General features: G+C 61.6%; 12 protein-coding genes. 8 read left to right on the top strand and 4 right to left on the bottom strand.

Going from position 1 to position 13,225, the window contains the following annotated elements:
- The first annotated feature begins 231 nt into the window (after positions 1–231).
- Positions 232–1,536 (top strand): transcription termination factor Rho, encoded by a 1,305-nt coding sequence (gene rho / locus BLT42_RS06870; protein WP_407657296.1) that lies wholly within the window; start codon positions 232–234, stop codon positions 1,534–1,536.
- A 201-nt stretch (positions 1,537–1,737) separates the two neighbouring features.
- On the top strand, positions 1,738–2,370 hold the full coding sequence (locus tag BLT42_RS06865) for a glutathione S-transferase family protein (protein ID WP_091768868.1): 633 nt from the start codon (positions 1,738–1,740) through the stop codon (positions 2,368–2,370).
- A gap of 24 nt (positions 2,371–2,394) precedes the next feature.
- Here the strand turns inward: BLT42_RS06865 and BLT42_RS06860 are convergent, their stop codons facing one another.
- Positions 2,395–3,093 (bottom strand): dienelactone hydrolase family protein, encoded by a 699-nt coding sequence (locus BLT42_RS06860; RefSeq protein ID WP_091768865.1) that lies wholly within the window; start codon positions 3,091–3,093, stop codon positions 2,395–2,397.
- A 53-nt stretch (positions 3,094–3,146) separates the two neighbouring features.
- Here BLT42_RS06860 and BLT42_RS06855 point away from each other — a divergent pair, with 53 nt between their 5' ends.
- The 6 genes from BLT42_RS06855 to BLT42_RS06830 all read left to right on the top strand — a co-directional run bounded on the left by BLT42_RS06855 (position 3,147) and on the right by BLT42_RS06830 (position 9,066).
- Positions 3,147–3,395, top strand: a complete 249-nt coding sequence (locus BLT42_RS06855; RefSeq protein WP_091768862.1) for a DUF6489 family protein — start codon at positions 3,147–3,149, stop codon at positions 3,393–3,395.
- A 4-nt stretch (positions 3,396–3,399) separates the two neighbouring features.
- A complete protein-coding gene (gene mnmE, locus BLT42_RS06850) occupies positions 3,400–4,716 on the top strand; it encodes a tRNA uridine-5-carboxymethylaminomethyl(34) synthesis GTPase MnmE (RefSeq protein WP_091768859.1) in 1,317 nt (438 codons plus the stop codon).
- 114 nt (positions 4,717–4,830) lie between these two features.
- Complete coding sequence (gene mnmG, locus BLT42_RS06845) at positions 4,831–6,690, top strand: tRNA uridine-5-carboxymethylaminomethyl(34) synthesis enzyme MnmG (protein ID WP_091768855.1); 1,860 nt, start codon at positions 4,831–4,833, stop codon at positions 6,688–6,690.
- Positions 6,691–7,314 carry a 16S rRNA (guanine(527)-N(7))-methyltransferase RsmG gene (rsmG, locus tag BLT42_RS06840; protein ID WP_091768852.1) on the top strand — a complete coding sequence of 208 codons (624 nt, stop codon included), beginning with the start codon at positions 6,691–6,693 and terminating at the stop codon, positions 7,312–7,314.
- The gene (locus BLT42_RS06835) at positions 7,304–8,149 is read left to right on the top strand and encodes a ParA family protein (RefSeq protein ID WP_233342362.1); all 846 of its coding nucleotides are present in this window, start codon (positions 7,304–7,306) and stop codon (positions 8,147–8,149) included. The genes rsmG and BLT42_RS06835 overlap by 11 nt, the downstream gene beginning before the upstream one ends.
- Complete coding sequence (locus tag BLT42_RS06830; protein ID WP_091768846.1) at positions 8,146–9,066, top strand: ParB/RepB/Spo0J family partition protein; 921 nt, start codon at positions 8,146–8,148, stop codon at positions 9,064–9,066. Before BLT42_RS06835 ends, BLT42_RS06830 begins: the two co-directional genes overlap by 4 nt.
- A gap of 6 nt (positions 9,067–9,072) precedes the next feature.
- Here BLT42_RS06830 and holA read toward each other — a convergent pair whose 3' ends face one another.
- From holA to leuS, 3 genes are read right to left on the bottom strand one after another with little or no spacing between them, the layout of a single operon-like run.
- Positions 9,073–10,128, bottom strand: a complete 1,056-nt coding sequence (gene holA / locus BLT42_RS06825; protein ID WP_091768843.1) for a DNA polymerase III subunit delta — start codon at positions 10,126–10,128, stop codon at positions 9,073–9,075.
- The gene (gene lptE / locus BLT42_RS06820; protein WP_091768840.1) at positions 10,122–10,622 is read right to left on the bottom strand and encodes an LPS assembly lipoprotein LptE; all 501 of its coding nucleotides are present in this window, start codon (positions 10,620–10,622) and stop codon (positions 10,122–10,124) included. Before lptE ends, holA begins: the two co-directional genes overlap by 7 nt.
- A 5-nt stretch (positions 10,623–10,627) precedes the next feature.
- The gene (gene leuS, locus BLT42_RS06815; protein WP_091768837.1) at positions 10,628–13,225 is read right to left on the bottom strand and encodes a leucine--tRNA ligase; all 2,598 of its coding nucleotides are present in this window, start codon (positions 13,223–13,225) and stop codon (positions 10,628–10,630) included.

The raw sequence follows: 13,225 nt of genomic DNA, 5'->3' as shown, positions 1-13,225 counted from the left end.
GTGCCTGACGGGCAGGCTCGCCGGTGTGCTTGACGGTCGCGCTTCAGCGTGGCAATTCTTTTCCCGAATCCACACGTGGATCCTCTCCTGCTCGGTCAAGCCAGCGCAAAACATGGCGCGCTTGTCCAATCCTCACTCATCGGGACCATACTCTTTTGGCACCCGACTTGCTTGTTTCAGCCTGTTCCCGTCCGGGAATTGGTTTCCCCTGCCTGAAAAAACAGATTGATCATGACCGACCAAACAACCACGCCGGCATTGCTCGAAGGCCTGGAGCGCATGACGCTGCAGGACCTGAAACTCAAAAAGCCGACCGAATTGCTCGAATTCGCGGAAGCGCTTGAAATCGAGAACGCGTCCTCGCTGCGCAAACAGGCGATGATGTTTGCCATCCTGAAGGCCTTCGCCGAACGCGGTGTCGAGATCCATGGCGGTGGTGTGCTGGAAGTGCTGCAGGATGGTTTCGGCTTCCTGCGCTCACCAGAGGCCAATTACCTGGCCGGACCGGATGATATCTATGTATCGCCAACCCAGATCCGCAAATTCGGTCTGCGTACGGGCGATACGGTTGAGGGCGAGATCCGCAGCCCGCGCGATGGCGAACGCTATTTCGCACTGCTGAAGATCAGCACAATCAATTTCCAGGACCCTGAAAGCGCCCGTCACAAGGTGCATTTCGACAATCTGACGCCGCTTTATCCCGAAAGCCGCTTCGTGATCGAACTCGCCGATCCGACGGTCAAGGATCGTTCGGGCCGGGTGATCGACATTGTGGCGCCGCTCGGCAAGGGTCAGCGCGGCCTGATCGTCGCGCCGCCTCGTACCGGCAAGACCGTCCTGCTTCAGAATATCGCCAATGCGATCGAGACCAATCACCCCGATTGCTATCTGATGGTCCTGCTCATCGATGAGCGGCCGGAAGAAGTCACCGACATGCAACGCACGGTGAAGGGTGAGGTTATCTCCTCGACCTTCGATGAACCGGCGACGCGCCACGTCCAGGTCGCCGAAATGGTGATCGAGAAGGCCAAGCGCCTGGTCGAACACGGCCGTGACGTCGTCATCCTGCTCGATTCCATCACCCGCCTTGGCCGGGCCTACAACACGGTCGTTCCGAGCTCTGGCAAGGTGCTGACGGGCGGTGTGGACGCCAATGCACTGCAACGTCCGAAGCGTTTCTTCGGTGCGGCCCGGAATATCGAGCATGGCGGCTCGCTGACCATTATCGCAACAGCGCTGATCGATACCGGCAGCCGGATGGACGAAGTGATCTTCGAAGAGTTCAAGGGTACGGGCAATTCGGAAATCGTTCTCGATCGCAAGGTTGCGGACAAGCGCGTCTTCCCGGCGATCGACATTCTCAAATCCGGCACCCGGAAAGAGGAGCTTCTGGTCGACAAGTCGCAGCTCCAGAAAATGTATGTTCTGCGCCGCATCCTCAATCCGATGGGTGCCCAGGATGCGATCGAATTCCTGCTCGAGAAATTGCGTCAGACCAAAACCAATGACGAGTTCTTCGATTCGATGAATACCTGACCCTGTCATCTGCTGACAAAAAGCCCGCCAGAGCATTGTTCTGGCGGGCTTTTTTGTGTCTGTTTGCGCCGCTTACCGGCCATTGAACCGGCCGGCGATCACGCCGCTTCGGTGCACGGATCGCAGCAATGCGAAACTTGGGGCTATGCCTCGCGGCGGATTGGCGCTTGGATCAGGACTGAGTTTTCTGGAGGATGGTCCGTGACACGCAAACCCGATTTGACGCTCTTTCATGCCCCGCAAACCCGCTCGATTCGTGTGCGTTGGCTGCTGGAAGAGATGCAATTGCCCTATCAATTGCACACGGTGCAGTTCGCGACGCGTCCGGCCGGGGATGAGAGCTATGCGCTGATCCATCCCCTGCGGAAGGTTCCGGCCCTCAAGGATGGCGATGAGACCGTGCTCGATTCCATCGCCATCATGCAATACCTGCTGGGGCGTTATGGCCCGAGCCCGCTCGAGATTGCGTCCGATGAGGCAGAGTTTGGCCGCTATCTGCACTGGCTGAACTTTGGCGAGAGCGGGATGACCATGGCGGTTTCGCTGTTGCTGGCTCACACCCAGCTCTTGCCTGAAGACAAGCGGGATCCAAACCTGGCGGCCTGGGCACGGCAGGAAACGGGGAAACTGCTTGGCTTTGCCTCGGAGCACGGCATTGGAGACCGCGAATTCATCGCCGGCGACCGCTTTACGGCCGCTGATATCTCGATGATCTATATGTTCTACCTGCTTAAACTGATCCGGCAGTTCGGCGATGCGCCAGACAATCTCAAAACCTATTTCGACCGGATGACGGCGCGCGAAAGCTGGGTCATCGCCAGTTCCCGGGACTAATGCCACACAGCTCGGGCTGGCGGGTTAGCCCAGGTGCCCGTGGAGGAAGTCCAGGGTGCGCTGATTGGCGAGGTTGGCGCTGTCGGCGTCATAGTGGTGGCCATCGGGACGTGCGAAGGCGTGTTCCTTGCCGGGATAGTCATGCAGGGTGACGAGCGGATTGGGGCCGAGCCCTTGATGCAGGCGGGCCTGGGCTGCCGGCGGGACGAATTGGTCAGCACCGGCAATGTGAAGCATGAGTGGTGAATTGAGCCCGGTCGCCTCGGCGAGCCTGTCCTCAATGCTCACGCCGTAATAGCCGACGCTGGCATCGCTGTCGGTGTGGCAGGCGGTTCGATAGGCGAGCAGACCGCCCAGACAATAGCCGAGGGCGCCGGCCTTGCCGTTACAGGCGTCGAGGGCGCGCAATGCGGACAGGCTGGTGCGGATGTCCCTCAACCCGGTGTCCTGGTTGAACAGACCGAAGAGTTCAAAGGCGCGATTGAGTTCGGCCTCGGTCTTGTCGGTGATCTGAATACCGGGCTCAATTCTCCAGAACAAGTCCGGGCAGAGCGCCGTGAAGCCTTCTCCGGCGAGCCAGTCGGCGATGGAACGCATCGAGGCATTGACGCCGAAAATCTCCTGCAGAACAAGGACGCCGGGTCCGCTTCCCGAGGCAGGCACGGCGAGATAGGCCGAGAAATTGCCATCGTCAGATTGGATCTCTATGTCCTGGCCACTCATGGCGTGCCTCCACTTCATGCGATAAGCTGAGTAGAACATTTTGGGAGATCATTATGAAGGTCAATGTTGAAATCGATTGCACGCCGGCCGAGGCGCGGGCGTTTCTCGGCCTGCCGGATGTGACGGCGCTCAATGAACGCTTTTCCGAAGAGATGATCCGCCGGATGGAAGCGAATATGGGGTCGCTGGAGCCCGATGCCCTGATGCGGCAATGGACGACCTATGGCGGTCAAATGAGCGATACCTTCATGAATCTGATGCGGCAGGCGGCTGCGACGCCCTCTGCCGGGAATAAGAAATAGGCACGTGAAAACAACGATATATGCTCTATCCACCCCGCCTGGCCGGTCCGGAATTGCCGTCGTGCGGCTTTCGGGGCCCCAAGCCGGGGATATCCTGGCCCAACTGGTGCGCGGGGCGCTTCCCGCGCCGCGCCAGGCGAGCCTGCGCCTTTTGCGGGCGCCGGATGGTGAGGTATTTGACCAGGCGCTGGTGCTCTGGTTTCCGGCTCCCGCCAGTTTTACCGGAGAGGATTGCGTCGAGCTTCACCTGCATGGCGGCGCCGCGGTCATCGATGGCGCCATATCGGCGATCGAGGATGCCGGGGGCATATTGGCCCAGGCGGGCGAGTTTACCCGCCGAGCCTTTGAAAATGACAAGCTCGACCTGACGGAGGCTGAGGGGCTTGCGGATCTGATTGAGGCCGAGACCGAAGGCCAGCGCAAACAGGCGCTGGCGCAAATGTCGGGTTCATTGAAATTGCTCTATGAGGGTTGGCGCGAGGCCTTGATCGCGGTGCTGGCCTCGATTGAGGGCGAGATTGATTTCCCTGACGAAGCCGACGTGCCCGACGCCCTGTCACATCGCGCCTATGAGCCGGTTTCTGGCTTGTTGGCCTCGATCGAGGAGCATCTGGCTGACGGGCGTCGTGGGGAGCGCGTCCGGAACGGATTTTCCATCGCCCTGATTGGCGCGCCCAATGCCGGCAAGTCGAGCCTGCTCAACCGGCTGGCTGGGCGGGAAGCGGCGATAGTGACCGATATTCCCGGCACGACGCGCGATATCGTCGAAGTGCGGCTGACCATGGCGGGATTTCCCGTGGTGATCAGCGACACGGCGGGGCTTCGCGAAGCGGTCGACGCGATCGAGGCAGAAGGCGTCCGTCGGGCGCTGGACCGGGCCGAGCATGCGGATCTGAGAATTGGCGTTGCCGATGCGCGGTCGGAGGCTGAATTGCTGGACCTGAAGGGCCGCTTGCTGGATGGCGACCTGCTGGTCCTGAACAAGCGCGATCTGGTGCCGGATCAGGAGGGCGGAGCCGGATATCGGGTCAGTGCAAGTACCGGTGCCGGAATTGAGGCCCTGGAAGCGCGAATCGAGGCCATCGTTCGTGAACGACTGGGCGCCCGCGAGTTGCCGGCACTGAGCCGCGCGCGGCATCGCCGGGCAGTTGAGGCGGCCCAGAGCGCGCTGGTCCGGTGCCGCGAGCGCCTGGCCGATGCCCCTGAATTGGCCGGCGAGGATGCGCGCCTGGCCGTCCGGGCACTTGAATCGCTGACCGGCCGGGTCGATGTCGAGGATATTCTCGATCGGGTCTTCAGCCAGTTCTGTATCGGCAAATAGGGTTCAATGAGTCTGTTTCACGTGAAACACTGGACGCTGCGGCTCGACTCCGGGCGCTGTCAGCCTTATGTAGCCGGCTTCGCCGCAGACTGATCCGCGGCCGGAAGAGTGATCATGAAATCCTGGGACGTCATTATTATCGGCGGCGGACATGCCGGTTGCGAAGCGGCTTCAGCCGCGGCGCGGCTTGGCGCGCGCACGCTCCTGCTCACACACAAGCTTGAGACCATTGGTGAGATGTCCTGCAATCCGGCGATTGGCGGGTTGGGCAAAGGGCATCTGGTTCGGGAAATCGATGCGCTCGATGGCGTGATGGGCCAGGTCGCTGATGCCTCCGGGATCCAGTTCCGCCTGCTCAACCGGTCCAAGGGGCCCGCCGTGCGCGGGCCTCGGACCCAGTCTGATCGCAAACTCTATCGCCAGGCCATGCAGGCCGTCCTCAATGAGACGCCCAATCTGGATATCCGCGCAGCACCGGTCGAGGATCTGATCCTGGAAGATGGCCGCTGTGTCGGGGTGGTCGATGCGGATGGGCAGAGCTACAGGGCCGGGAGCGTGGTCCTGACCACCGGGACTTTCCTGCGCGGGATGATCCATCGTGGTCTGGAGCGCATTCCTGCCGGCCGGGTCGACGAAAAACCCTCAATCGGTCTGGCGGACACGCTCTATGGCCTCGGATTGCGTATGGGGCGGTTGAAGACCGGTACGCCGGCGCGTCTGCGAAAGTCCTCGATCGCCTGGGATGGATTGGATCAGCAGGCTGCTGACGAGATTCCGGTGCCGTTCTCCTTCATGACCGATCGCATCAAGGTGCCGCAGATCAGCTGCGCCATCACCCATACGACCGAGGCGACGCACCGCGTCATTGCGGACAATCTCCAGCATTCCGCCGTTTATAGCGGTTCAATTGCCGGCCGCGGCCCGCGTTATTGCCCCTCGATCGAGGACAAGGTCGTGCGCTTCGCTGACCGTTCAGAGCATCAGATCTTCCTCGAGCCCGAAGGTCTCGACGATGACACGGTCTATCCGAACGGTATTTCCACCTCGATGCCGGATCTGGTTCAGGACGCATTCCTGCGCACCATCCCGGGCCTCGAACAGGTTGAGGTCAAGCGTTACGGCTATGCGATCGAATATGATTATGTCGATCCACGCGAGCTCGATGCCACCCTGCAGGTCCGCGCCGTGGGCGGGCTTTGGCTGGCCGGCCAGATAAATGGCACAACCGGTTACGAGGAAGCCGCTGCCCAGGGTCTCGTTGCGGGTTTTAATGCGGCCCTTTCGGCGGCAGGCGGCGCACCCTTCATTCTCAGCCGTTCCGAAGCCTATATCGGCGTCATGATCGACGATCTGGTGACACGAGGTGTCAGTGAGCCCTATCGCATGTTCACCTCGCGCGCCGAGTACCGGCTCATCTTGCGTGCCGACAATGCGGACCAGCGGCTGACGCAAAAGGCCATTGATCTCGGTGCCGTTTCTGCGGCGCGCCGCGAGATGTTCCACGTGAAACAGGAAAAGCTGATCCGCGCACGCCAGCGAGTGTCTGAGCTCGACATCACGCCGCCGGAAGCCCAGCGCCACGGCCTCACCGTCAATTCCGATGGCCGCCGGCGCAGCGTCGCTGACCTGCTCGCTTATCCCGGCATTGTCTGGGCCGATGTTCGCGCTATCTGGCCGGAACTGTCCGAGTTCGATGGTCAGGTGGCGGAACAGATGGAAATCGATGCCGTCTATGCCGGTTATCTGGATCGTCAGCAGGCCGATATCCTGGCCTTCCGCCGTGATGAGGCCGTCAAGATCCCGGCCGATCTGGACTATGCCAGCGTTGGCGGGCTGTCGAATGAAGCGCGCGAGCGATTGATCGCGTCGAGGCCGGACACATTGGGCCAGGCCGCGCGCCTTGAGGGCGTGACGCCAGGGGCTCTGACGGCCGTGCTGGCGCATGTCAAACGCCAGAAGAGAGAGGCAAGCTGATTGACCCGGGACGAGTTTGAAGCGGCCACCGGTGTTTCACGTGAAACAACGCAGGGCTTTGATCGTTGGCGCGAGCTTCTGGTGGAAGCCAATGCGCATACCAATCTCGTCGGTCGATCGACCTTGGATGACTTCTGGGAACGGCATGCCCTCGACAGTCTCCAGCTGATGCAACTCATTCCGTCCGGGACGCGCCGTATCGCCGATCTGGGTGCCGGTGGGGGCTTTCCCGGGCTGGCCCTGGCCCTGGCTTGCCGCGATCGCGGTCTCCAGACCCGTATTGTCATGATCGACTCTGTCGCCAAGAAGACCGCATTCCTCAATCGAGTCATCGGCGAACTGGGTGTGGCAGCCGAGGCAAGAGCGATTCGAGTCGAGGCCATGGATCCGTCGGAAGACTTTGAAATCGTCACGGCACGCGCATTTGCGCCCCTGAATAAATTATTGGGTTTCGCCGCCCCGCTGTTGAAAAGCGGGACTGTTGGCCTGTTTTTCAAGGGCCGGCACTACCGTGACGAATTGACCGAGGCCCATAAACACTGGACATTCGAAACCGAAGTCATACCCAGTCAGACCGGTGATGGTGTGATCCTGCGTATCAGTGAGGTACAGCGTGTCCGATGATCTTCCGCGCCAACGCGCGCCCCGTGTGATCGCTATCGCCAACCAGAAAGGCGGCGTCGGCAAGACAACGACCGCCATCAATCTGGGCACCGCGCTGGCGGCGGTGAAGCAAAAAGTCCTCATTATTGATCTCGACCCCCAGGGCAATGCCTCGACCGGCCTCGGTGTGCCGCCAGCACGGCGGACGACGACGTCTTTTGATGTTCTGGTCGGAAGCGTCCCATTGAGTGAGGCTCTGGTGCCGACCCTGGTGCCAGGCCTGTCCATCCTGCCCTCTGATGTCCTCCTGTCAGGCGCCGAGCTTGAGCTGGCGACGGATCAGGGCCGTTCCTACCGCCTGAAGCGCGCTGTAGACCAGTATTTCCAAGCCCTGCAACATGAATCCGACGGGTTTGACTATATCCTGATCGATTGTCCGCCATCGCTGAACGTCCTGACAGTCAATGCCATGACGGCGGCTGATTCCATCCTCGTGCCGCTACAGTGCGAATTCTTCGCCCTTGAGGGGCTGACCCAGCTCATTCGCACGGTCGAACGTGTTCGCGGGCATTTGAACGCGAAGCTCGAGATCCAGGGCATCGTGCTGACGATGTATGATTCCCGCAATAATCTCTCGGCTGAAGTTGCGGCCGATGTGCGCGGTCATTTTGGCGATACGGTCTACAAGACTGTAATCCCGCGTAATGTGCGCGTTTCCGAAGCGCCTTCCGTCGGAAAACCAGTCCTGCTGTATGATCTCGCCTGTACCGGGTCGCAGGCCTATCTCGGCCTGGCCCGCGAAATTGTCCGTCAGGAACGTAGCCGAAGCCGGCTGAAACAGGGTGAAGTGGCATGACTGGAACCGACAAGAATCGCCGCCTCGGCCGCGGCCTCTCTGCCCTGCTTGGTGAGACCGAGGGCGAAACCTTCGAGACCCCGGCAGCCGCCGGCAGCCCGGCGCCCGCATCGCGCGACGGCGTCCGCATGTTGTCGATCGAACTGATCCGGCCAAATCCCGACCAGCCCCGCAAGGCCATGGCGGAAGCCGAGCTGGAAGCCCTCGCAGCGTCGATAGCCGAGAAAGGAATCGTCCAGCCCATCCTGGTTCGCCCTGCCAAAGGCCAGGGCGAGGCTTATGAAATTGTCGCGGGTGAGCGCCGCTGGCGCGCGGCCCAGCGGGCCCGCCTGCACGAAGTGCCTGCCCTGGTACGGGAACTTTCCGACCAGGAGACACTGGAAATCGGCATTGTCGAGAACGTCCAGCGCGCCGACCTCAATCCGGTTGAGGAAGCCCAGGCCTATCGTCAGCTGATTGATCGCTACGGCCACACGCAGGAAGATATCGCCCGGGCTGTATCCAAGAGCCGCAGCCATGTCGCCAATATGGTGCGCCTGCTTTCCTTGCCTGCCATCGTCCTGACATATCTGGCTGAAGGTCAGATCTCCGCTGGACATGCGCGCGCGATCGCGACGGCGCCCGATCCAGCAAACCTGGCTCAACTTATTGTCGATAAAGGGCTTTCTGTTCGCGACGCTGAGGGCTTGGCGCGCCAGGCCCTGGATCGCCCGGCCCCTTCCCGCCGTCAGTCTCCTGCCATGGGGCAGCCTGACAAGGATGCTGACACGCGTTCACTCGAGGCTGATATATCGGCCCGCCTCGGACTCGATGTCGATATCCGGCATGGCAGCAAGGGCGGCGAGGTTCGCGTGCGCTATACGACGCTGGAACAGCTCGATGATGTCTGCCGGCGTCTCAGCTCGGCCGAGCATTGATCGCTGTCAGGCCCGCATCCGCGCTGCACCGCGTGCGAGACGCAGCAAAAGGTCACCGACCAGGGTATCGGCCGGACTGGCGGACCGCTTGACGGCCCGCTCGGCGTCAAAGGCCAATTGCCGCGCCGCATCGAGCCGGCGCCCACGCCAGATCTGCATCTGACCGCGAAACTGTGCGGCCTGCGGTCCGTAACGAGGCGCACCGCTACGGGCCATCGCTGTATCATCACCGCCCGCAGCGGCAACAGAGCCTAACTGGTCGAGCCGGCGCTGCAGGGCACGCAATACACCTACCGCACTGGCGCCACCGCCCAAAGCACGGACATACGCGCTGTCGGCGACCGTCAGTGAACCGTCTAGGACCGGGCCGATGATTGCGTCGAGTGCAGCATCGCCCTGATCCGCGGCGATCATCTCGACATCGCCAAGCTCGACAACATCATCGCCGGGTTTGCGTTGGCTCTTCAAGCCTTTGAACAGTATTAACTTTTCAATCTCACCACGCGCAAAGGCCCGGTCCCCTTCCAGCCGAGGCAGCCAGGCCGCTCGCGCGTCAGATGTGAGGCTCAGCCCTTCTTCTGCCAGCATTTTTGTCGCGATATCGGCCAGGGATTGCGCGGAGTCGGCGTAACAGGCGATGGCCATGGCCGATTTGGCGGGCTCAAACAGCTTGCGCAGCTTTCCGCGGGGCGTGAGGTCGCCGGATTCAACGACGAGACAGGCCTCGGCCTGGGCCTGGCCCTTCTCGAGCGCCGCCACGAGCTCCAGGATCGGGCCACTGCCGGTTTCACCGGACAGACGTACGCGGACCAGCCGTGCCCCACCGGTCAGCGACATGGCTGCCATCGCATCGGACAGGCAGGCGGGGTCGGATTTGAGGTCTTCTTCGGTCATCTGGGTGACCGCGAAAGGATCATTCGGGTCGGGAACCAAAGCCTGGGCCAGGGCGTCGGCGCGCTCGTGCACCAGGCCCCGATCCGGCCCGAAGATGAGATAGGCTTTGATGGAAGGGTCAGGACGCGCGATCCGCGCATCGGCATCGCGTGGCGATGTTTTTACCACGCCTGTCCGTCCTGCATCGCCCGCGCCAATTGGGTGATGATGCGATCGGCGGCGATATTGATGGCGCGATCCTCGGCGTCCGCCTCTGAAGCCAGAGCTCCGTAGACGCCCGTTGGAACATCATAGGATGCATCGCTGCGCGCGACTCCGGTCATGACGGGATCGACCGATCCGTCGCGGTATAGCTGCCAGTTGACGGTTATGCGCAGGGCGTAGCGGCTGGCGATAGCGTCGGCACCGACGCCAAACGGGGTTGAGGTCACGCTGGTCGTCGCGCGGATGGTATAGGGGCCGGATGCTGACCGGGCGCCCATGCCGTCCAGCAGGGCTTCCTGAAGCCGGAAATCCACCCGTTCACGGCCAGTCTCGACACGGATATCGGCCAGTTCACTGGAGACGCCGTTGGCACCATACATGGGCGCGAAGCCGCAGGCTGAAAGCCCGGCAGAGGCGATCAGGAGCAGAGCGGAGAGTGCGAGACGCAAAGGGCGCATATGATTTATCCTGCGACGATATTCACGATACGACCGGGAACCACGATCACCTTGCGTATCGTAAGCCCTTCGAGCGAACGCGCCACCCCTTCTTCGGAAATGGCGATTTGCTTGACGCTTTCCTGATCAAGATCCTTGGCTACCGAGATCTCTCCACGCCGCTTGCCATTGACCTGGACCGGCAGAACCAGGTCGGTCTCGACGAGCAGGCCGAGGTCAACCTCAGGCCATGGTGCATCAATCACCAGGCCATCACCGCCCAGTCTGTGCCAGCATTCTTCAGCCAGATGCGGAATGAAGGGTGAGATCAGCCGGGCGAGAATGCCAAGCGTCTCCGCCCGGGCCTCAACCATGCCGGCCCCGCCGCCCTCAGCCTTGCGCAAGGCGTTCACAAGGTCGTGGATCTGTGCGACGGCCGAATTGAAGCGGAAGCCTTCAATCGCTTCGGTGACGCCCTTCAGGGTCTTGTGAGCCGTCTTGCGCAGCGCCAGGGCGTCACCCTCGGCACTGGTCGCAACGCTCAGCGGTCCTGGCGCGTCCTCGGGCAATGAAATCACGACGGTCCAGAGACGCTGAATAAAGCGCCAGACGCCTTCCACACCGCTATCGGTGTATTCGACATCGCGCTCCGGTGGGGAATCCGAAAGGACGAACCAACGCGCGGCATCAGCCCCGAAATCCTCAACGAAAGCATCAAGATCGACGACATTCTTCTTGGATTTCGACATTTTCTCAATGCCGCCAATCGTGACAGGCTTGCCGGTCGCGATTTCCACGGCGCTATCATGCTTGCGCTCGACTTCTTCCGGAGACAGCCAGCGGCCATCGCCCGACTTGAAGGTTTCGTGCGTGACCATGCCTTGTGTGAACAGGCCGGCGAAGGGTTCGCCGCTCGCCATGTTTAGCAGATCGGTGTCATTCAGCGCCCGGGTGAAGAACCGCGCATAGAGCAGGTGCAGGATAGCGTGCTCGATACCGCCCACATACTGGTCGACGGGCAGCCAGTGTTCCGCCTCGGCGGCGTCAAACGGCTTGTCTTCCGACCAGGGCGATGTGAAGCGCAGAAAATACCAGGACGAACACACGAACGTGTCCAGCGTGTCGGTCTCGCGGCGCGCCGGCTTGCCACAGGACGGGCAATCGGTGTGTTTCCAGGTCGGATGGCGCTCCAGCGGATTGCTCGGCTGGTCGAAGGTGATGTCTTCCGGCAGGACAATCGGCAATTGGTCGGCGGGTACCGGCACGACACCGCAAGTGTCGCAATGGATGATTGGTATGGGGCAGCCCCAGTAACGCTGCCGCGAAACCAGCCAGTCGCGCAGGCGGTAGCTGGTGGAACCCTCGCCAAGTTTCAGCGATTCCAGCTCGGAAATCGCGCGTTGCAGCGCCGTTTCGGTATCCAGCCCGTCCAGGAAGCGCGAATTGATGATCGTGCCCGGCCCGGTATAGGCCTCGTCCTCGACCGTGTAGCTCGCGGCATCTTCGCCGGCCGGCAACACGACCGGATTGACGGCCAGCTCGTATTTGCGCGCGAAATCGAGATCGCGCTGATCGCCTGCCGGGGACCCGAAAATCGCGCCTGTCCCGTAGGATGACAGCACGAAATTGGCCGACCAGACCGGCAATTCCCAAGATGGATCAAAGGGGTGGCGTACTGTAATTCCCAGATCGACGCCGCGTTTTGGCGCCTTCTCTATGTCCTCGGCGGTCGTGCCCATCCGGGCGCATTCGCGCATGAAGACATCAACTTCCGGATTATCCTCGGCGATCTTGCGCACGATGGGATGATCAGGCGCCAGCGCCAGGAAGCTGGCGCCGAACAGGGTATCCGGGCGGGTGGTGAAGACATCGATCGTTGGCCCGAACTCATCGGCGATTTCAGTTTCGGTCAGCGGGAAGCGGACGGTCGCACCGCGGGAGCGTCCGATCCAGTTGGCTTGCATCACCCGGACTTTTTCCGGCCAGCGGTCGAGCGTATCCAGCGCATCGGTCAGCTCGTCTGCATAGGCTGTGATCTTGAAGAACCACTGATCCAGCTGCCGCTGAACCACCAGGGCGCCGGAACGCCAGCCACGGCCGTCAATGACTTGCTCATTGGCCAGCACGGTCTGGTCAACCGGATCCCAGTTGACCTTGGCGGTCTTGCGATAGACCAGGTCTTTTTCGAAGAATTTCAGGAAAATGGCTTGCTGGTGCTTGTAGTAGGACGGGTCGCAGGTCGCGAATTCCCGGCTCCAGTCCAGCGCCAGGCCGAGGCGCTGCAACTGACCGCGCATCGCGTCGATATTGTCATGGGTCCATTTGCCCGGATGCACACCACGGTCGCGGGCGGCGTTCTCGGCCGGCAAGCCGAACGCGTCCCAGCCCATCGGGTGCAGGACGTCAAAGCCCCGAGCGCGCTTATAGCGGGCGATGACGTCGCCCATGGTGTAATTGCGCGAGTGGCCGACATGGATGCGTCCGGATGGATAGGGAAACATCTCAAGGACATAGTATTTGGGTTTGCCGTTCTGAGCCTTTGGCCCGCCCGCCCGGAAGGAGTCACGCTCCGCCCAAGCCGCCTGCCATTTTGGCTCGGCTTCACGTGGATTGTATCGGCTCAT

This window comes from Maricaulis salignorans, assembly GCF_900103475.1.
Taxonomy (GTDB): Bacteria; Pseudomonadota; Alphaproteobacteria; order Caulobacterales; family Maricaulaceae; genus Maricaulis; species Maricaulis salignorans.
The sequence above is the reverse complement of the archived record's forward strand: the minus strand, read 5'-3'. Positions and strand labels throughout refer to the sequence as shown.